This window comes from Reyranella sp. (assembly GCF_965227665.1).
GTDB lineage: Bacteria > Pseudomonadota > Alphaproteobacteria > Reyranellales > Reyranellaceae > Reyranella.
This window is the reverse complement of sequence record NZ_OZ245767.1, coordinates 1,831,971-1,851,225: the sequence shown is the minus strand read 5'-3', so window position 1 is coordinate 1,851,225 and position 19,255 is coordinate 1,831,971. Positions and strand designations below refer to the sequence as shown.

Sequence of the window (19,255 nt, the reverse complement as noted above, 5' to 3'; positions counted from 1 at the left end):
CGTTACGCGCGCCGTGCAGGCGCGTGTCAAGCACGCCCTAGATTTGCGCCAGGCCGCCATCGACGAAGACCTCGCCGCCGGTCATGAAGCTCGAATCCGAGGAGGCGAGGAACGCCGCCACCGCGCCGGTTTCCGACGGCTCGCCGATGCGGCCGAGCGGCGTCATGGCGCCGATCGCCTCGAAGGCTTCCTTGCCCACCACCTCGAGCGCCAGGTCCGTCCGGGTCGGTCCCGGCGACAGGACGTTGACACGGATGCCGGTGCCCTTGAGGTCGAGCGCCCAGCTGCGCGCCAGGTTGCGCACAGCGGCCTTGGTGGCGCTGTAGATGCTGAACTGCGCCGTGCCCATCTCGCCGGTGGTCGAGCCGGTGAGGATGATCGAGCCGCCGGCCTTCATCAGCGGCAGGCCCTTCTGCACCGAGAAGATCAGGCCCTTCACGTTGACGTCGAAGATCTGGTCGTACTGTTCCGGCGTGATCGCGCCCAGCGGGGCGAAGGCGCCGGTGCCGGCATTGGCGAACAGGATGTCGAGCCCGCCGCGCTCCGTCTTGACCGTCTCGTACAGCCGGTCGAGGTCGGCCAGGTCGGTCACCGAGCCGCGCACGGCGCGCGCCGAAGCGCCGAGCTTCGCCACGGCGGCGTCGAGCTGTTCCTGCCGTCTGCCGAAGAGATAGACGAAGGCGCCTTCCTCGACGAAGCGCTGCGCGGCGCCCAGCCCGATGCCGGTGCCGCCGCCCGTGATCACCGCCGTCTTTCCTTTGAGTCTGCTCATCCTGTGCTCCTGCGTTTGAGGTTGCACAGAACTGGAGGCGTACCCACCTAAGGACAAGTATGCACCTTTTGGTAAGTAGGCAAGAAATGTCAGAGACCTCGACGCAGGCCCCGACCTGCACCCCGACCCTGCCGGGCTTCACCTGCGGCCTCGACGCGACGCTGCGGGTGATCGCCGGCAAGTGGAAGCCGCTGATCCTCTACTTCCTGGCCCAGGGCGGCCCGACCCGCTACGGCGAGCTGCGCCGCGCCATGCGCGACGTCAGCGACAAGATGCTGATCCAGCAGCTCAAGGAGCTGACCGCCGACGGCCTCGTCAAACGGACCGACTACAGGGAGGTCCCGCCGCGGGTCGACTACGCCCTGACCCCGCTGGGCGGGAGCCTCGCCCAGGCGCTCGTGCCGCTCTGCACCTGGGGCACGGACAACCTCGCCGAGGTGACGCGGGTGTTCGCTCAGCGCGCGGCTTCTGCGTCCGGGGGAGAGCGACCCGCTTCGGATTGACCGTTCCGTCGCCGTCGCTGTCGTCGCCACGACTGCTCCTCCGACGCGCCGCTTTTTCGTGCGCTTTCAGTGCCAGGGTGGACCTGTCCCCGGCGGCGTGGCGGCACCAGGCAACTCCACGGGGCTGAACGCGTTGACGCGCCAGGAACCGAATGCCGGAGGATAGGATGATGATGGGTATGTCTGCGAGGCTCGCGCTGGTGGCCGGTATCGGCTTGGCGGCTGCGGCCTGCCAGAACGATGCCTATGGTCCGCCGACCGGCGCCTATCAGCCCGCGCCGGCCTATTACAACAACGCGCCGCCGCCGCCGCGCTATGCTTATGGCCAGCCGGCGCCGAATTACTACCAGAACCAGCCGGCCTATAACCCATACCAGCAGGGCCAGGGCCGCTACAACCAGGCCGACGGCCGCCGCTACACGAACGTGACCGTGACCAATCGCGGCCAGAACGGCTATCAGGACCAGGTGGTGCAGCAGCAGGTCGTCTGCGGCAGCCAGTATTACGACGGCTACCGCACCCGTACGGCACCCTACTGCTGATCAGGCGCGACGGCCGAAGCCCGGCGCGCGGAACGATCGGGCGGAAAGACTTCGTCGCGCTGTGCCTGTCCTTGGCCGGCGCGGCGCTCGTGCGTCCCGTTTTGGCGAAGACGAACGCCGGTGCCTTCCCGACCCAACCCATCACGATCCTCGTGGGCGATGCGCGCGGCGGCATGCTCGACGGGGCCGCGCGCGCGGTCGGTCCGGCGCTGTCGAAGGTTCTGGGCCAGCCCGTGCTCGTCGAGAACCGCGCTGGCGCGGCCGCGCGGACCGCGCAGGCCGCTACCGCGAAAGCCAAACCCGACGGCTACACGCTGCTGCTGGCCGGCACGACCGGCCTGGTGCTGGCGCCACGCCTGGTCCCCAAGGCGTCTTATACGGTTGACGACTTCGCCGGCCTCGGCCCGGTGTCGGAGACGCCGCTGGTGATCGGAGTGCCGGCCTCGAGCCGCTTCCAGAGCTTCGCCGAGCTGGCGGCCCACGCCAAGGCCCACCCCGACGCGGTGCGGATCGGCCATGCCGGCAACGGCACGACCAGCCATCTGGCGATCCTGCGCCTCCAGCAGCGGCTCGACGCCCGGTTCGCCGCCGTCCCCTACGAGGGCTCGGCGCCAGCCATCGCGGCTCTCCTGGCCGGCAACATCGACGCCGTCGTCGACCAGCTTCCGAACTCGTTCGGCCAACTGCGCGCCGGCGCGGTCAAGCCGCTGGCGGTGACCAGCCTCAAGCGCGCCGCCGACCTGCCCGAGACACCCACCCTCAACGAGCTCGGCCTGAAGGGCTTCGAGGTCGTCACCGTCGCGGGCCTGCTCGCGCCCGCGAAGACGCCGCCCGCCACGGTCAGGATCCTGGCCGACGCGCTGCAGAAGGTGCTCGACGATCCGGCGGTCCAGGCCAAGCTGAAGAGCCTCGGCAGCGAGCCGCGCGCGCTGACCCCCGACGCCTACGACGCCCTCCTGAAGCAGGAGGACGCCGCCGCGGCCCAGATGGTCAAGGATGGACTGCTGAAGGGGGAATAGGGTGGGGCTACGCCTGCAGCGACGCGGGCAATCCCTCGAAAGCGAACGGATTGAGGAACTGCCGCCGCCAGAAATAGCGGCGGTCTGTGATCGACAGGCGCGCCTCGGTGCACACCGCGTCCCATCGCTTCGTGATGACGTCGATCTGGTGCTTCACGATCCGGCGCGCCATGGCGGGCTTGAGCAGGAACGTGGGGGCGGCCCGCAGGCACAGGGAGAGCTGGCTCTGGCGCTCGTTGCCGAGGACCAGCATCGCCTGGCTCGCCTCCGTCCCGGAGCGCGGCTGCGGGCAGATGTCATAGGCGGGCGTCAAAGCGAGTTCGTTGCCGTCCCAGAAGGCGGCGTGATTGCGCGCGTGATCGTCGCTGTTGCCGCACAGGATATTGAACACCAGGCGGGAGAACAGCTCGCGGAGCGTTTCCCGGGGCGTCGCGAAGCGGTGGCGCACGATCGTGGCGAGGTCCTCGTAACTGGCGTAGCGCGCCATCATCTCGTCCAAGGCGAACAGCGTGAGCGCCGACACCATGGCGCGCCGTGCCCAGCCGGAGGCCTGCCGGCGGCGATCGAAACGTTCGATCAGCAGCACGTCCTTGCCGGCGGCGCGCTTGAGGGCAACCGGCGCAACGTCGAGGCCGGCCTCGGCCGCCAGGCGCATCGCCACATACTCGGCCTTGACCACGCTGTAGACGTCGCCCTGCGCGGAAAACTTGGCGATGTACTTGCGGTCGCCGTCGGCGATCAGCGCCTTCGGGCGGGCGCCGCCGATCGAGCTGCCGTGAAACAGCGCCTGGTCGAGATCGGGATTGAGCGGCACGCCGCGCTCGACCTTGTCCGCTGCCGTCAGCAGCGCCTTCATCGTGGCGCCCGCCGCGTCGCGTGGGACGTACACCGTGGCCGAGCGCTGGAAGTCGAGGGCGCCGATCCGGTCGGAGCCCGACTCCAGAAGGTAGGTCAGCTCATCGAGCCGGGTCGTGTCGATGTCCTGTCCGCGCGCGCCCAGCCTGCGATTGACGATGACGCGGCGGCCCCAGGCGTCGGGCGCCGCATCGCGCAGGCAGCTCGGCATCGACAGGTTGTCGAGCAGCGGAAGCGGGCCCCGCCGCAGCGGCAGCTCCGGATCGTAGATCGCGATGGCGTCGTCGCGCGCCAGATAGCTGCGGCCATACAGGAAGTGGAGCCTGTTGGCCTGGGCCGACAGGCGGCCGGCCACGACCGGTTCCGTGGCGCCCGGAAGCCAGATCCAGACATAGGCCTCCCGATCGTTCTTCCCGGGAGCCTCGCTAGAAGTCATCCTTCGCCTCCTTGGCTGAGGCTCGGACGGACTTGGGGAGCAACTCCAGCATGGCGGCGTTGGTGCCGATGGCCTGTCCCAGGACGCCGGGGGCGGCATCGAACAGGCGGACACCGACGATGGCGGCCGTCTCGAATACTGCCCCGATCGTGCAGCCCGGATCGCCGCGCTCGATGCGCTGGATCAGCCCGCGCGACACCCCGGCCCGCGTCGCCAGCTCCGCGACCGTGAGCCCGCGCTCGATCCGCGCCCGCCGGATCATCTGTCCCAGCAGCGTCAGCGCGTCCCGGCTGTAGCGGGAATAGGGGCGGTCGGGCGGCTTGGGCATTTGATCCATTAAAAGAGCGGTGAAATCTGTAATGATCTATTTATAGACCAGCATGCGGCGGCGTCAATGAATACGCTCTATTAATCGGTTATTAATAGATGTTAAGAGCTATTAATGGATCTTGCGTGGCATCTTGGCTTTGCCATCCTGCTCGTGTCGCTTGTGCTACGCTTGACCTCGCATAGAGGGAGCATGCGAGGCGCCTCGTTGATCGATTCGTACCATCGCCTGATCGAATGGGTGGATCGCCCGTCCGTGCTCCTCCGGCTGGGCATCGCCTTCGTTGCCGCATGGGCGATCTTCTTCTCGCACGTTTCTTCTCTCGACCAGGTGCCGCCCGATTACATCGACAAGGGTGTGTATTGCCTCCACGCCCTGGGCCATACCCTGACCATGGCGATGTTTCGAAGCCTCTTCCCCTGGCTGGTCGCCGCACAGATCGCCGGTGTCGTGCTGATCGCGCTGCCGATCGCGCCGCTTGTCTGGGTCCCCGTCGTGGTGCTGCCGCTGTTCTGGGGCGGGCTGGTCCTATCTTGCCCTTTAGAATGACTGTCCAACTCAGGGATGTTGATGCCAAGGGACACATACGTCTTTGGCGTGATAAATTTTCGAACAAGACAATCCAGAGTGAAGACCTCGAATGCAATATGTTGCGCGGGCGTTTGGTCCAATAGCGGTCTTCGTATGTCTCGCTCTTGCCCTGGTGCTTGTTGGTGAACTGGCAAATGAGTTCCACACTGGAGGAAGCAGAGCGAGTTGGTATGACTTCGCATGGCTGTTTTTTCTAGGTTGGTATCTTGTTGTAAGCCCGGTCATGATGTCGATGCGCCTGTGGCGGATGGAGTTTGCGAGCGCCTTCTCCTGGGCGCTTGTCGCCGCGATAACCGTCTCTCGAATTTTTGACCCCGAAGTCTATCGAAGCGCCGAAGACCGGCTGGTGCCTTATGCGCTGGCAAAGCTGGTCGATTGCGATCTTCCGGAAAAGGCACATTCAAGTTCTGCCTTCACCGTTTGTTATGCTTATCAGCGATTTCCATGGGATCGGATTCTGCTGCGAAGCGCTTCCAGCGAGCTACTCCTGCCAGTAGAGCAATGGTCAGAAGGCCTGAAGGCGTCGATTGGATCGAATCGACTGACTCGGAACATCGTGTACTGCGGCTATCGTCGGATAACGGAAATACGCCCTGACTATCTGTTTATTGAAGTCGCATGCGGATAGGTGCGCTTGTTCTGCCCGTTGTCGCCGCCACACTCGCCTACTGCTGGTCGGCCGTTCGCCATCGGCCCGTCGGCAATGAAGTCGAAATTCGATGATGGGCAAGAGAGAAGGTAAGCGACACCCCCGGACTACGGGCTAGGGTCTTGCTGTCAGTCCCGCTAAACATCATCCTAATGTTGCAGCGGGAGAGGGCACCCCAATGAAGAATACCCCACGAATCATCATCAACTCCGACGTGCTCGCACCCGCGGCAATGGCGTTGCTCGAGGCACGTGGCGCCGAGGTACGGATGTTGCCGACGCGGGCCAGCGAGGCCGAGATGATCGCGGCGGTGTCGGAGGCGCCGACCCATGCGATCCTGGTGCGCACAACCAAGATCACGCCGGCCGTGTATGACGCCGCGCCCGACCTGCGCGTCGTGTCCAAGCATGGCGTCGGCTACGACAATATCGACGTCGCGTGCGCCAGCGCGCGCGGCATCGCGGTGCTGCGCACGCACGGCGCCAATGCCCGCTCGGTGGCCGAGCTGGCGCTGGGCATGATGATCTCCGTGCTGCGCTACATGGTGCCGTTCGACACGGCGCTGAAGCACGGCACCTGGCCGCAATCGGCCTTCATGGGCCGCGAGCTGTCGGGCTCGAAGCTCGGCATCGTCGGCTGCGGCGCCGTCGGCTCCTCGCTGGTCGCGCTCTGCCGGCCGTTCGATCTCGACATCCGGATCTACGATCCCTATCTCGCGCCGGACGCGGTCCCCGAGGGCGTCGGCCGCGTCGATGTGCTCGATGAGCTGCTCGAATGGGCGGACATCGTCAGCCTGCATTGTCCGCTGACGGAAGAGACCGACCGCATGATCGACGCGGCGGCACTTGCCCGCATGCGGCAGGGCACCTTCCTGGTGAATGCCGGCCGCGGCCCGCTGGTCGATGACGGGGCGCTGGTCGCCGCGCTGGAGAGCGGCCATCTCGCCGGCGCCGCGCTCGACACGTTCGTGGTCGAGCCGCCCGATCCCACCCATCCGCTGTGGACGCAGAAGAACGTGGTCTTCACGCCGCATATCGGCGGCTCGACGCGCCAGTCGCTGGAGCGGGTCGCCGTGCAGGCCGTCGAGAACATCTTCTACGTGCTCGATGGCACACCGCTGCCGGCGAAGTGCGTGGTGGGGTGAGGCTTGAACCTCACCCCACGTCCGGCATCTTCTCCAGGAGCTTGTCGAGCGTGATCGGGTAGTCGCGGACGCGGACGCCGGTGGCGTTGTAGATCGCGTTGGCGACGGCGGCGGCGACACCGCAGATGCCGAGTTCGCCGACGCCCTTGGCCTTCATCGGCGAGGACAGCGGATCGGTCTCGTCGAGGAAGATCACCTCCTGGTGCGGGATGTCGGCATGGACCGGCACCTCGTAGCCCACGAGGTCGTGGTTGACGAAGAAGCCGTGGCGCGTGTCGACCGCCAGCTCCTCGATCAGCGCCGCGCCCGCGCCCATGGTCATGGCGCCGATCACCTGGCTGCGCGCCGATTTCGGGTTGAGGATGCGGCCGGCGGCGCAGACCGCCAGCATGCGCCGGATCCGCACCTCGGCCGTGGCGGCATCGACGCCGACCTCGACGAAATGCGCCCCGAAGGTCGAGAGCTGGTGCTTCTTGTCCAACCCGCCGAACTCGATCGAATCCTCGGCCACCAGCTCAGCCTCCTTCGCCGCCTCGGCGAGCGCGATGCTGCGCTCGCCCGAGCGGACCTGGCCGTCGGCGAACTGCGCGTTGGCAGCGTTGAGGCCGAGCTTGCCCGTCACCGCCTCGCGCAGCTTCACGCAGGCGGCATAGACGCCGGCGGTCGCGGAGTTGGCGCCGAACTGTCCGCCCGAACCGGCCGAGACCGGAAAGGCCGAATCGCCCAGCTTCACCACCACCTTGTCCAGCGGCACGCCCATCATCTCCGCCGCGGTCTGGGCGATGATCGTGTAGCTGCCGGTGCCGATGTCGGTCATGTCGGTCTCGACGGTCACGATGCCCTTGGCGTCGAGCCGCACGCGCGCGCCCGACTTGATCACCGGCGAGCCGCGATAGGCGGCGGCCATGCCGAGCCCGACCAGCCAGCGCCCGTCGCGCGCCTGCTTGGGTTGCGCCTTGCGGGCGGACCAGCCGAAGCGCTCGACGCCGATGCGCAGGCATTCGGTGAGCTGGCGCTGCGAGAACTTGCGCTCGGGCTTCTCGGGATCGACCTGGGTGTCGTTGCGGATGCGGAACTCGACCGGATCGAGCCCGAGCTTCTCGGCCATTTCGTCCATGGCGATCTCGAGCGCCATCATGCCGGGCGCCTCGCCGGGCGCGCGCATCGAGTTGCCCTCGGGCAGGTCGAGCACGGAGAGCCGCAGCCGCGTCAGGCGGTTGGCGCCGGCATAGAGCAGGCGCGTCTGCAGGATCGCGGTCTCGGGCTTGCCGTCGGGCAGGTCGCCCGACCAGCTGTCATGGCCGATCGCCGTGATCGTGCCGTCCTTCGTCGCGCCGAGGCGCAGGCGCTGGATGGTGGCGGGGCGGTGGGTGGTGTTGTTGAACATCAGCGGACGCTGCAGCGCCACCTTGACCGGGCGCTTGGCTGCCCGCGCGCCCAGCGCCGCAAGCACCGCGTCGGCGCGCACCCACAGCTTGCCGCCGAAGCCGCCGCCGATATAGGGCGACATCAGATGGACCTTGTCCTTCGCGATGCCCAGCGTCTTGGCCACATCGCCGACGCTCCAGGCGATCATCTGGTTCGAGGTCCAGAGCGAAAGCTTGTCGCCGTCCCACGCGGCGATGCTGGCGTGCGGCTCCATCATCGCATGGGCCTGGTCGGGCGTGGTGTAGGTGGCGTCGAGCTTCACGGGGGCGGCGGCAAAGGCGCCGTCGAAATTGCCGACGGCACTGTCGGCCGGCTCGTCGTCGGTGCCGGCGGGCTTGGCCTTGTCGCGGGACGCCGCGAGGTCGTAGGCGCCCTTGCCCGGCGCATACTCGACCTTGATCAGCTCGGCGGCGTGGCGTGCCTGCTCGAAGGTCTCGGCCACCACCAGCGCGACGGCCTGGTGATAATGCTCGACCTCGGGCCCACCCAGCAGCTTCGCGGTATTGTACTCGCCCTTGCCGAGCTTGCCGGCATTCTCCGCGGTCACGATGGCCAGCACGCCGGGCGCTGCCTTGGCGGCGGCGAGATCCATCGAGGCGATGCGGCCCTTGGCGATGGCCGCGCCCAGCACATGGCCATAGGCTTGGTTGGGCACGACATCGTGACGTTCATAGGCATAGGGCGCGGTGCCCGTGGTCTTCAGCGGTCCCTCGATGCGGTCGAGCGGCTGGCCGACGATCTTCAGCCGGTCGATCGGATTGGTGGTGGCGGGCGTGTCGAATTTCATGGCTCAGCCCCTCGGCTCGGCCAGCACGGCGGCGAGCGCGCGCTCGGCTAGTGGCAGTTTGAACTTGTTCTCTTCGGTCGGTTTGGCGCCGGCGAGCAGCTTTGCCATCACCGGCTTGGCGCCGCGCGGCATGTCCGCTTCGGCCTCCTCGCTGCGCCACGGCTTGGGCGCGACGCCGCCCAGCGCCACGCGGCCGCTGCCGTCCGGCTGGACGATGGCGGCGACGGACACGAGCGCGAAGGCGTAGGAGGCGCGGTCGCGCACCTTGCGATAGTGATGCGTGCCGCCGGCCGGCTTGGGCAGCGTCACCGACGTGATCAGCTCGCCGGGCTCCAGCACGGTCTCGATCTCGGGCGTGTCACCGGGCAGGCGATGGAAGTCGGCGATCGGGATCGTGCGGGTGGCGCCCTGCGGCTTCACGGTTTCCACCGTGGCGTCGAGGACGCGCATCGCCACCGCCATATCTGAAGGATGTGTGGCGATGCAGGCGTCGCTGCCGCCCACCACGGCGAGCTGGCGGCTGTAGCCCCCCAGCGCCGAGCAACCGCTGCCGGGGCGGCGTTTGTTGCAGGCCATGTTGGTGTCGTAGAAATAGGGGCAACGCGTGCGCTGCAGGAGATTGCCTGCCGTCGTCGCGCGATTGCGCAATTGACCCGAGGCGCCCGACAGCAGGGCGCGCGACAGCACCGCATAGTCGCGCCGCACGCGCGCAGCGGCCGCGAGGTCGGTGTTGCGCACCAGGGCGCCGATGCGCAAGCCGCCGTCTTGCGTCGGCTCGATCTTGTCGAGGCCCAGGCCATTGACGTCGATCAGATGCGCCGGCGTCTCGATCTGCAGCTTCATCAGGTCGAGCAGGTTGGTGCCGCCGGCGATGAAGCGCACGTCCGGCTGGCGGGCGGCGGCGCTGGCGGCCTCGGCCGGCGAGGCGGCGCGTTCGTAGGTGAAGGGCTTCATGCCTTCCTCCCGGCGACTTCGCCGATGGCTTCGACGATGTTGGAATAGGCGCCGCAGCGGCAGATGTTGCCGCTCATGCGCTCGCGCAGCTCGGCATCGTCGAGCGCGGGCTTGGCATTCAGGTCAGCGGTGACGTGGCTCGGGATGCCGGCCTCGATCTCCTGCAGCACGGCGACCGCCGAGCAGATCTGCCCCGGCGTGCAGTAGCCGCACTGGTAGCCGTCATGCTTCACGAAGGCGGCCTGCATCGGATGTAGCTTGTCGGGCGTGCCCAGCCCCTCGATCGTGGTGATCTCGCCGCCCTGGTGCATGACCGCGAGGGTGAGGCAGGAATTGATGCGCCTTCCGTCGAGGATCACCGTGCAGGCGCCGCACTGGCCGTGATCGCAGCCTTTCTTGGTGCCGCCCAGATGCAGCCCCTCGCGCAGCGCGTCGAGCAGCGTCGTGCGCGGATCGAGATCGAGATCGCGCGGCTTGCCGTTCACGGTGAAGGAAACTTTGAGCGTCGGCGTAGCGGCGCCGGCGGGAGAAGAGGGCGAAGCCGCGGGAAGCGTCTGCGCCCCGGCCCGGGAGGCGACGGCGCCGACCGCGGCGGTCGCGACGGTGGCCGCCATCAGGGTACGTCTTTTCACATCGTTTTCGCGGGGAGTGGCCATGGCTGGCTCCTGCTTGCGGTGGCGCCGGTGCGGGTTTCAGGCCGCTCAACGTCGCCTGCTGCGGGATCGTTGCGCCGAATCCGCTGTCGCTCTTGCCGCGCGCGGCGTCGTGGGTGCCAAGCCTACCGGCCGGTTGGAGCTGGGCAATCCGTCGAAAGGTGCCGCAACTCCGCTTCACTCAGGCCGGGACGATCGCGTATCGGCAAGGGCGGTGGTCCTGTCCAAAGGCGCGCCCCGGCCGCCGCGACCTCACCAGCCCCAACGAAACGCAAAGGAACCGGCGAACCACATCGTTGCGACTGCAACGAGTGCGGGCAAAAGAGCGAGCCAAGGACGTGGCGTCGCCACCCAGAGGTGGAGTCCGAGTATTGCGACGCATGGTGGCAACACGAAGGTCGCGTAATAAGCACCGAGAAGCCACAACATCGGATAAGGCGATAGGGCGGCTCCGATACCGATCGTCAGGATCAGCATGGAAGAGAAAGCCCAGCAGCCGGCGACCCAGATGAGGAAGAGCGTCGAGAGGATCCACGTCCCCCACGTGTGCGTCCTGGCGTTCACTTCCGGTCTCGCCTGCCAACGATACGACAGTATCCGCTCGCCAAATCGATTGCATTCGCGCGCCGCGGCTTGGCATTCATGACATTTGCCAGAACCACCCGAAGGTGAACTCGCCAACCAGCCACATTGGTGCGACCGCGAAGAGCCCCGGCACGAGCGCGAGCCAGGGAAATCGTGTTTTCTGCCATACGTGCAGGCCACTATAGGCGATGACCGGCAGAACGACCCACAGCAGGCCACAGGCGACGAAGAGGCGAAGAAATACCGTCTCCGGCGGTGAGGCCGTGCTGCTGAGCAGCACGATCGCAGCCACCGGTGTGGACGCGACGCCAGCCAGGATGATCCAAGCGAAGAAGATCGTCGAAAAGATCCACGTCCCCCATTGCCGTACTCGTATGTTCACGTCCAACCTCGATGACCTGCGAGACAGGGACCCTACCGCCGACAGAACGAGATTGCATTCCGAAGCCACCGTTCCCGTAATAGGAAACGACCGGCATTAAGAAGACCGGTCAATGTCCGGAATCCACACGACTGGCCGCGCCTTGCACTCACATTCTCTTTTGATCGCTGCGGACCTGTTGCTCTTCACGATCTTCTTCGGTGTCCTTGCCTGGATAGGCCGGGCGGCGAGCGGGTCGCCGACTCTTCTCGACCGCCAAGGCGAGCCCAAAGGGCTCTGGATCGCGGTTGTCGCGTACCTGGCGCTCATACTTTGGGCGATGAAAGACTGTCCGACATGCTTGATCGGATGGCCGAAATGAACGCCGAGCCGAATAGGTGGTCCGCCAGCCTTGAGACCGCGATGTGGCTGTACTTGGCGGCGGACGATGTTGCGGTACGGTGAGGTGATGAGCCTTACGGCCGTTCGATTGCCCTGCGATCAACGGAGGGCGACTGGTCGGGGCGAGAGGCTGCTTTGTCGCGGCGCGTTCGATGACGCTCAGGACACCACGCTAGTGCCTGGGAGGGGGCGGCGAGGCGAGCATGTGGGCGATCTCGGCGATGATCGCATTGTTGTCGTAGGGCTTCGAAAAGAAGCGCGCCCCGGCAGGAAGATGACTCGCTTCCTTTACCTGTTTGCCGGACGCAACGATCAGATGAATGGGCGGCCAGCGGTTCCGGATGTAGTGGGCGAGCTTCACGCCGTCGATGGTGCCCGGCATCTCGATGTCGGTGAAGACCAGCTGCACGTCCGCGCGCCTCTCCAGGATCGCAATGGCTTCATCCGCGTTCGCTGCGGCGATGCCCTCGTAGCCGGCGGTCGCGATGAGGTCGAGGGCACTCATGAGGATCAGATGGTTGTCCTCGACAACCAAGATGACGGCGCCGGCTGTCGGCGCGGATTCGCTTGCAAGCATCAGAGGCTCCGTGCGGTGCCTACCGCCGCCAGGTGCGCATGGACGATCGAAATCGCCGTGCCGGGGTGTGCGTCGGTGACCTCGACTTCCGCATCGAGGCGCTTTGCAAGAGCTTCGACGATGTTCGTGCCCAGGCCCGGCTTGCTGCTTTGGGCATCGGACGGCATTCCGATCCCGTTGTCGCTGACCGAAAGCGCCCAGCCGGAGCCGTGAGAGTCATATCTGACGACGATCTTCCCGGCGCGCTGTCCCGGGAAAGCGTGTTTGAGGGCGTTGATCACCAGCTCGGTGACGATCAGGCCAAGGCTGACCGAGATGTCGGCATCCGTCACGCTTTCGTCGACGATGACCTCGATCGAGAGGAGTTCGGGATCGAGGATCATGGAGGCGGCCAGGCTCTTGCAGAGCTGGACCAGATAGGTGCGAAGCTCGACTTCCCCGAGCTGGGTCGACGCAAGATGCTTCTGGACGGCCGCGATGGACATCAGCCGGCTGTGGGCATCGTGGAGGTGACCACGCGTCTCGTCCGACTGCACCCTGCGCGCGCTCTGCAGGAGAATGCTGGCGATGATCTGCAGGCTGTTGGCGATACGGTGCTGGACCTCCTGGAGGAGAATGGCCTTCTCGCGCAGAAGATTATCCTGGAGCTTTTGACTGGCCCGGGCCTCGGTCACATCCGCGATGGCCAGAAGGAGACGAACCTGCTCCTTGTCGACATAGTCCAGTTTCTGGGCGTTGATGACGAGATGCCTCGGGGCCTGTCCGTCGCGTATCAGATCGAACTCGTAGGCAGCAACGCCTGCGCCGGAAGCCGTGCTTTCAAGCAGGGACGAAAGCTGAGGGGCCGCCCATTCGCCACGACCGAGCCCGGAAAATCGACTTCTGGGGACGCTGGCCGGTTCGATCTGAAAGTCGCGGCAAAACGATGCGCTCGCGGCAATAACGTGCAGGTCGCCATCGAGGAGCAACAAGGGCGTATTCGACGAAGCGATCACGGCAAGCATCAGGCTGAGGGCCGTGGCTTCTGGACCGAGTCCGTGCGGCAACACCGCCATGAGCATAACTCCGTATCGAGGGTTTGCTATTGGCGGCCAATCCCAAACGATGCCGGAGGTTGATTTAACCTACATTAACGCCAGACTCGGAAAATGGTTCCTGGCCTGCGACTATGGTGGCGACTGCGCACGCCAAAAGCGAGGCGGAACCAAGGATCTCTATCATTCCCCGATGACGATCAGCGGAGCGGCTGACGGCACCGCCCGTGTCAGAGCCGACCCAGGCCGGCACCACCGAGCGCGCCGACGAGCCAGAGAACGAGCAGGATAACGACGATGAGGCCCAGGACGCCGCCGAGCCCGCGCCCGCCATAGCGATTGTAGCCATAGTAGCCGCCGCCGCCGCCCAGCAGCACGATCAGCAGGATGATGATCAGTATCGTCGACATCGTGGCGATCCTCGTTGAGCCGGGTCCGTGAAGTCGCCTTGATGCAGATCAAGGAAATGTTCGGGGCGGACGTATGAAAGGTTGCCGCCGTAACGTGCAAAACCGGCAATCGTTGCACATCCGCGGAGGAAGCCATGAGAAGAGCCCTTGCGTTGGCGTCGCTGCTGATGCCTCTTCCGGCCGCTGCCCAGACTATCCAGACCGGCAGCGCACTCGCCGTGCGGTGGTGCACGGCCTGTCACGTCGTGGAAGCCAGTCAGCGCCTGGCCTCCGACAGCGCGCCGAGTTTCCGCGTCATCGCCGCGCGGCCCGAGACGACGGCGGCGACGCTCGACCGTTACCTGTCCACCGGCCACACGCTCATGCCCGATTTCTCGCTGAGCACCCAGGAGCGCAATGCCCTGGTCACCTACATCCTCAGTCTGCGCCAGAAGCCCTGACGCGCGGCGACACGCTGGGCGAGGGAGTTCGTCACGTCGAGTACCCGCCGGAAGCTTCAGTGACACTTCAAGATGAAGAGAGAATTGCGCTCACGTAGCTGATTATCGCAGTGGCGAAGCAAATGGATGGCGGCTTAACACGCAATAGGTTCGGCCATTGATCCTGTTGACGCGAAACAACATGACTCTCGCCCGGACTGGTTGCAGGATGCTCGAGGGGGAAATCAAGAGGCGACAGGAGCAGATACAAAGGGGGAGTAGCGTTATGGGTGCCTTGGCGTGGACGATCTACCGGCCGGAACATCTGGTCGTTATTCACGGCATCGGCGTGTTCGACATCTATTTCGCCACGGCGTTTCGGGAGGCCATGCGGGAAGAGGGTGCAGCCGGCTTCTGCAAGCTGTTCGACCTGAGCCGGGCCGACATTCACCTCAGCAACGAAGATCTGCAGACCATGGTCGCGAGCACGCGCCTGCGCGGGCCCATTCAATCCGGGCCGATCGCGATGTATCTGGGCAAGACCCCACCCCCTCTGCTGGTTGACATGGCGATCCTGCTGAAGGAGCGCGTTGGGCACCGCCGCCGGGTGCGCCTCTTCACCGACGAAAGCCTCGCGAGACGGTGGCTTGCCGCGGAGGGGCCGGCCGTGAACCCTCCCCAGGAGTTTCTTCAACTCCCCTCGAGACAGACGATGAGCGCCAGCCAGAGGCGGTGACGCGCGCTCCAAAGATCTGTCGTGCGCTGACGGAGGACGACCTCGGCTGGCAGGCTCAGCCTAACGCCCGAACGTGATGCCGGAAGCCTGCAGCTGGTCGAGCAGTTGGTCGGCGACTTCCCGGGCGCCGTCCGCCGAGCGGGCGAGGAATTTGGTGGCCACGAGGCGGACGCTGCGGATCTCCTTCATGCCGGTCGCCGGATAGAGCACGGCGACGACGGAGAAGACCGTCGACTGGCCGAAGCTGCTGGAGGACGAGTTGGAAACGTCCTTCACGCCGATCTCGAGCCGGTGTGTGGGGCGGAAGCGCGCGATGAAGGGCGCCTGCGAATCGCTGCGTTCGAGTTCGAGAGGCTGGGAAATCACCGTTTCGACCGCTACGCCCTGCGCCACAAGCCGGGTGCTGAGCGCTGAAGCGAGATTGCCCGAGTCGAGATACTTGCTGGACGGCGGGAGCCAGACCAGCAGGCGTGTCACGCGATCCGTCTCCGGAGAAACGCTGGGCCTGGTGGCGCTGACATTGGGACCGGGGGGCTTGCACGCCGTAAGGAGCGCGGGCGCGAGCAGCAGGACGGGCGCGACCGCCCGCATAAGCGACCGTCGTGCGAGGGACGGTGCGCCCGGGCTCATATCAGCCTGTCTTGCCGCAGCCTGCCCACGAGATTGTCCGCGAAATTGTCGGCGGCTTTCTTCGAGGCCGCGCGCAGCAGCCGCGTGCCTGCGGTCTGCGACGCCTCGAAGGTGATGGTCGACAACCAGATCCGCTTCTGCGTTGCGGCGCCGCGGACCTCGCACTTGAGCGTGAAGGCGTTCGGGTTGCCCATGTCCTTCGTGTGGGACGAGACGCGGATGTTCAGCATCTGAGTGGGCCGGAAGCTGGCGGTCGCCGCCGGCACGGCACTCTCTTCCGTTACGAACTCCGTGGAGACACCCGTGGACGCAAACGCGGCGCGCAGGCTGTGGACCACTTCGTCCATCTTGAGATAGGTCGCTTCGTTGGTCACGACCAGGCCCGACGAGTGACGGTAGCCCAAGTCCACCGAGACCAGCAGCCAGTCGAGCTTGCGGCCATAGGCGGCGTCGACGTTCGATACAGTCTTCACGTCGGTTGTGCAGGCAGGCACGGGACTCCTGGTGTCGGGTCGCGAGGATCAGCTCGTTCTCTGATCTCTTGCAGAAAAATGCAGACGCAATCGCCGCCGCTGGTCTCCCATCAGCCCCAGGTCGCTTTGTGGCTCATATCGCTACCGTCTGGTTCGACATGGCCCAACGGCAGGTCATCGCCAAACGAGGCGCGCACGGAGTACGCGCCAACGAGGCTCGGGGAAGGTATGCGAAACAGAGGTGGATATTAGGTGCGTGCGTTATCAAAACAGCACTGCTCTAGCTTAAGTAATATAAACAAAACATACTTTAGATCAAGAGTTGTACTTTAGGCCTTCCTTCGCCAGTTTCCCGAAACCAAACACTTCTCGCGTCCATTCGTCCTCCAAGCAGCGTTGTCGCGCCGGGATCATGATTGATCTCAACGCGAGCGAACGAGATCGCTTGTCCCCTCCATAGAGGTAAATCCATGTACGAACGACAGCCAAGCCGGACCGCTCTCGGCGCAGCCGGATATCGGGCCGCCCATCAGTTATTGGAGGGCGGCAAGGTATTCTCCGATCCTCTCGCACGCACCATTCTCGGTGACGGCGCCGACGCCATCATCGCGGGATTGTCCGCAAATCCGGCACAGAAGGGCGTGCGCATCTTCATGGCGGCGCGCAGCCGCTTTGCCGAGGATTGCCTTGGCGTGGCCGTGTCACGCGGCGTGCGGCAAGCGGTGGTTCTCGGCGCCGGCTTCGATACATTTGCGCTGCGCAATCCCTATTCGGAATTAGGGTTGCGGGTTTTCGAGGTCGATCATCCCGCGACCCAAGCCTGGAAACGAAAGCGTCTGTCGGAGGTCGGCCTCGCTATTCCGGCGTCGCTGACTTTTGCGGCGATCGACTTCGAAAGCGATGACCTCGGTCACGGTCTACGTGATGCAGGCTTCGATCCCGAGCGCCCCGCGTTCTTCATCTGGCTTGGCGTCGTCCCCTATCTTGGGCGAGCAGCCATAGCGGCTACGCTGCGCTACATTGCGAGCGTCCCGGAATCCGAGGTGGTGTTCGATTATAGCGAACCGCTGGAGAACTATCCGCCGGAGCGGCGGGCCGAAATCGCCGCGCTCGGGGCGTATACGGCTGAAATCGGTGAACCCTGGCTCAGTCATTTCGATCCCGACGAGATCGCGCAGGAGCTCCGCGGATACGGCTTTGGGAATCTCGAAGACCTCGGCCTGTCTCAAATGGCCATCCGCTATCTCGGCGCGCCCGCCGACACCCCCGACAGTGGCCCCGGAGGGCACGTGCTCCGGGCAGCCCGTGCGCCGTGAGCGTCGGGGTTGTCGTAGGCGTCTTCATTTGGATAAGGGACAAAGACAATCCGCAAAAATACGTCGTCGCGACCACCTGCGCGCGCTTGTTCAGCGGAAGCGGGATTGCCCGGTCGAGGTACTTGCTGGGCGCAGGAGCCAGACCAGCAGGCGTGTCACGCGATCCGTCTCCGCGACAATGGCTCGCGCTGAAATTCGCATCTGAGTTGTAGGGCTCCTCCGCTCGGGGGGGGCAATGCTATGATCGTTCAGCCCTCCGGGCGGCCTCCGCCCTCAGGCAGCGGCGTCCATCACGTCGAGCAGTCCCGGGCGCACGCCCAGCTGCTCGACGAACTGGTCGAGCTTGCGGCGGGCCTGCGGGTTGGACTGCTGGTGGCGCGTCGCGAGGATCAGCTCGTTCTTCAGCGTGTGTTCGAGGCCGGTGAACTCGGTCACGCGCACCTTGTAGCCTTTGGCTTCGAGCACCAGGCCGCGCAGCACGTTGGTGGCGTGCGCGCCGAACTCGCGGCGGTGCAGCGGGTGGCGCCACAGCTGGTCGATCGGCGAGGGCTTCGTGTGTTCGAGCAGCGACGCGACCTCGGCCTGGCAGCAGGGGATCAACGCCACGACCTTGGCCTCGTGGCGCAACGCGAAGCGGATGGCGTCGTCGGTGGCGGTGTCGCACGCATGCAGCGCCGTCACCATGTCGGCGCGGCCGTTCGCCAGCATCGTGTCGGCAATGCCGCCGGCCATGAACGACATGCGCTCGAAGCCGCCGTCGCGGGCCAGCGCCTGCGAGCGCTCGACCAGTTCGGCGCGCACGTCGATGCCGACGATCGAGCCGCGCCCGGCGGGACCGACCACCAGGTCGTAGAGGATGAAGCCGAGATAGGACTTCCCGGTGCCGAGATCGGCGATCACCGGATCGGCTCCCTCGGCGAGCAGCGCGTCGATCGACGGCCTAAGCAGCTGCACGAGATGCAGGACCTGCTTCAGCTTGCGCCGCGTGTCGAGGTTCAGCCCGCCGTCGCGCGTCAGCACGTGCAGCGCCTTGAGCAGCGTAACGGAACTCTCGCGCGCCGGGCCCGGCCACATTTCCGCCAGCACCTTGCGCGCCGCGATCACGTCGGGCCGTTCGCGGGCGGGGGAGGGCGGTCGCTTGTGGGAATGCTGCTTCGACATCGGGGGAGCTTGTGGGCGAGACCGCAGGCCGCCGCAAGCTCCCCGCTTCGTTTCTAGTGCCGCGCCGGCAGGGGCAGGATCACCGGGGTGGGCGGCGGGGGGATCAGGGGCAGGCCGAGCCGGTGGTTGAGTTCGGCCACGTCGTCGATCCAGGGCGAGAGACGGCCGGAGGCGCCGATCGACGGAAAGGGCTGGGTGGTCACCATCTGCATGACCGTCACCGAGTCCGGCCGCTGCGGGCCCGCGAGATAGGCGAGGTGGAAGCGGCGGCCGTCGGTGAGGCTCACGACGCAGTCCAGTGTGCTGAAGGTGCCCGCCTGTCGCGTGCGATAGGCCTCGACCTGCTCCAGATCTTCGAAGGTGAAGCCGTAGGGCTGTTCCGCCGCGAGGTCGAAGGCGCGCCGGATCTGGCCGGCATTCCTCTCGAGCGGATCCCTTGCGCCCAGGTCCCGGGCATTGGGCAGGTAATCGTAGGCGATCGACATGGGCT

At 65.8% G+C, this 19,255-nt stretch carries 23 protein-coding genes; 9 read left to right on the top strand and 14 right to left on the bottom strand.

Annotated elements, in window-relative coordinates; translation table 11 throughout:
* Window positions 1–37: 37 nt before the first annotated feature.
* On the bottom strand, window positions 38–772 hold the full coding sequence (locus tag ACO07I_RS09015; protein WP_422016448.1) for an SDR family NAD(P)-dependent oxidoreductase: 735 nt from the start codon (window positions 770–772) through the stop codon (window positions 38–40).
* 86 nt (window positions 773–858) lie between these two features.
* Between ACO07I_RS09015 and ACO07I_RS09010 the strand changes: the two genes are divergently transcribed.
* The 3 genes from ACO07I_RS09010 (at window position 859) to ACO07I_RS09000 (ending at window position 2,836) form a co-directional block, all read left to right on the top strand.
* On the top strand, window positions 859–1,275 hold the full coding sequence (locus ACO07I_RS09010) for a winged helix-turn-helix transcriptional regulator (protein WP_422016446.1): 417 nt from the start codon (window positions 859–861) through the stop codon (window positions 1,273–1,275).
* A gap of 179 nt (window positions 1,276–1,454) precedes the next feature.
* Window positions 1,455–1,817 carry a hypothetical protein gene (locus tag ACO07I_RS09005; protein WP_422016444.1) on the top strand — a complete coding sequence of 121 codons (363 nt, stop codon included), beginning with the start codon at window positions 1,455–1,457 and terminating at the stop codon, window positions 1,815–1,817.
* 89 nt (window positions 1,818–1,906) lie between these two features.
* Complete coding sequence (locus ACO07I_RS09000) at window positions 1,907–2,836, top strand: Bug family tripartite tricarboxylate transporter substrate binding protein (protein ID WP_422016442.1); 930 nt, start codon at window positions 1,907–1,909, stop codon at window positions 2,834–2,836.
* A gap of 7 nt (window positions 2,837–2,843) precedes the next feature.
* On the opposite strand, the gene ACO07I_RS08995 is transcribed toward ACO07I_RS09000, so the two are convergent.
* The gene (locus ACO07I_RS08995; RefSeq protein ID WP_422016440.1) at window positions 2,844–4,127 is read right to left on the bottom strand and encodes a type II toxin-antitoxin system HipA family toxin; all 1,284 of its coding nucleotides are present in this window, start codon (window positions 4,125–4,127) and stop codon (window positions 2,844–2,846) included.
* Window positions 4,117–4,455, bottom strand: coding sequence for a helix-turn-helix transcriptional regulator (locus ACO07I_RS08990; protein WP_422016438.1), 339 nt, complete (start codon window positions 4,453–4,455; stop codon window positions 4,117–4,119). The genes ACO07I_RS08995 and ACO07I_RS08990 overlap by 11 nt, the downstream gene beginning before the upstream one ends.
* A gap of 114 nt (window positions 4,456–4,569) precedes the next feature.
* Here ACO07I_RS08990 and ACO07I_RS08985 point away from each other — a divergent pair, with 114 nt between their 5' ends.
* From ACO07I_RS08985 to ACO07I_RS08975, 3 genes are all read left to right on the top strand, one after another.
* Complete coding sequence (locus ACO07I_RS08985) at window positions 4,570–5,004, top strand: hypothetical protein (RefSeq protein WP_422016436.1); 435 nt, start codon at window positions 4,570–4,572, stop codon at window positions 5,002–5,004.
* Between the two features lie 91 nt (window positions 5,005–5,095).
* A complete protein-coding gene (locus ACO07I_RS08980; RefSeq protein ID WP_422016434.1) occupies window positions 5,096–5,674 on the top strand; it encodes a hypothetical protein in 579 nt (192 codons plus the stop codon).
* Between the two features lie 199 nt (window positions 5,675–5,873).
* On the top strand, window positions 5,874–6,839 hold the full coding sequence (locus ACO07I_RS08975; protein WP_422016432.1) for a hydroxyacid dehydrogenase: 966 nt from the start codon (window positions 5,874–5,876) through the stop codon (window positions 6,837–6,839).
* Between the two features lie 10 nt (window positions 6,840–6,849).
* On the opposite strand, the gene paoC is transcribed toward ACO07I_RS08975, so the two are convergent.
* From paoC to ACO07I_RS08940, 7 genes are all read right to left on the bottom strand, one after another.
* Entirely contained in the window at window positions 6,850–9,054 is a 2,205-nt protein-coding gene (gene paoC, locus ACO07I_RS08970; protein WP_422016430.1) for an aldehyde oxidoreductase molybdenum-binding subunit PaoC, read from the bottom strand.
* 3 nt (window positions 9,055–9,057) lie between these two features.
* Entirely contained in the window at window positions 9,058–10,008 is a 951-nt protein-coding gene (locus ACO07I_RS08965; RefSeq protein ID WP_422016428.1) for an FAD binding domain-containing protein, read from the bottom strand.
* Window positions 10,005–10,664: an aldehyde dehydrogenase iron-sulfur subunit PaoA gene (gene paoA / locus ACO07I_RS08960; RefSeq protein WP_422016426.1), complete on the bottom strand. Its 660-nt coding sequence runs from the start codon at window positions 10,662–10,664 to the stop codon at window positions 10,005–10,007. Before paoA ends, ACO07I_RS08965 begins: the two co-directional genes overlap by 4 nt.
* 637 nt (window positions 10,665–11,301) lie before the next feature.
* Window positions 11,302–11,634 carry a hypothetical protein gene (locus tag ACO07I_RS08955; RefSeq protein ID WP_422016424.1) on the bottom strand — a complete coding sequence of 111 codons (333 nt, stop codon included), beginning with the start codon at window positions 11,632–11,634 and terminating at the stop codon, window positions 11,302–11,304.
* A 547-nt stretch (window positions 11,635–12,181) separates the two neighbouring features.
* A complete protein-coding gene (locus ACO07I_RS08950) occupies window positions 12,182–12,586 on the bottom strand; it encodes a response regulator (protein ID WP_422016422.1) in 405 nt (134 codons plus the stop codon).
* Window positions 12,586–13,641, bottom strand: coding sequence for a sensor histidine kinase (locus ACO07I_RS08945; RefSeq protein ID WP_422016420.1), 1,056 nt, complete (start codon window positions 13,639–13,641; stop codon window positions 12,586–12,588). The genes ACO07I_RS08950 and ACO07I_RS08945 overlap by 1 nt, the downstream gene beginning before the upstream one ends.
* A 209-nt stretch (window positions 13,642–13,850) precedes the next feature.
* Window positions 13,851–14,030, bottom strand: coding sequence for a DUF3309 family protein (locus ACO07I_RS08940; protein ID WP_298310530.1), 180 nt, complete (start codon window positions 14,028–14,030; stop codon window positions 13,851–13,853).
* 134 nt (window positions 14,031–14,164) lie between these two features.
* On the opposite strand from ACO07I_RS08940, the gene ACO07I_RS08935 reads away from it, so the two are divergent.
* Entirely contained in the window at window positions 14,165–14,470 is a 306-nt protein-coding gene (locus ACO07I_RS08935; RefSeq protein WP_422016418.1) for a c-type cytochrome, read from the top strand.
* A 265-nt stretch (window positions 14,471–14,735) separates the two neighbouring features.
* Window positions 14,736–15,185 (top strand): hypothetical protein, encoded by a 450-nt coding sequence (locus tag ACO07I_RS08930; RefSeq protein WP_422016416.1) that lies wholly within the window; start codon window positions 14,736–14,738, stop codon window positions 15,183–15,185.
* A gap of 60 nt (window positions 15,186–15,245) precedes the next feature.
* On the opposite strand, the gene ACO07I_RS08925 is transcribed toward ACO07I_RS08930, so the two are convergent.
* Window positions 15,246–15,662, bottom strand: coding sequence for a hypothetical protein (locus ACO07I_RS08925; protein WP_422016414.1), 417 nt, complete (start codon window positions 15,660–15,662; stop codon window positions 15,246–15,248).
* Window positions 15,663–15,811: 149 nt separating this feature from the next.
* The gene (locus ACO07I_RS08920) at window positions 15,812–16,309 is read right to left on the bottom strand and encodes a hypothetical protein (RefSeq protein WP_422016412.1); all 498 of its coding nucleotides are present in this window, start codon (window positions 16,307–16,309) and stop codon (window positions 15,812–15,814) included.
* 449 nt (window positions 16,310–16,758) lie between these two features.
* On the opposite strand from ACO07I_RS08920, the gene ACO07I_RS08915 reads away from it, so the two are divergent.
* A complete protein-coding gene (locus ACO07I_RS08915) occupies window positions 16,759–17,604 on the top strand; it encodes a class I SAM-dependent methyltransferase (RefSeq protein ID WP_422016410.1) in 846 nt (281 codons plus the stop codon).
* 273 nt (window positions 17,605–17,877) lie between these two features.
* Here the strand turns inward: ACO07I_RS08915 and ACO07I_RS08910 are convergent, their stop codons facing one another.
* Window positions 17,878–18,765, bottom strand: a complete 888-nt coding sequence (locus tag ACO07I_RS08910; RefSeq protein WP_422016408.1) for a class I SAM-dependent methyltransferase — start codon at window positions 18,763–18,765, stop codon at window positions 17,878–17,880.
* 53 nt (window positions 18,766–18,818) lie between these two features.
* A complete protein-coding gene (locus tag ACO07I_RS08905; RefSeq protein WP_422016406.1) occupies window positions 18,819–19,250 on the bottom strand; it encodes a hypothetical protein in 432 nt (143 codons plus the stop codon).
* Window positions 19,251–19,255: the final 5 nt, after the last annotated feature.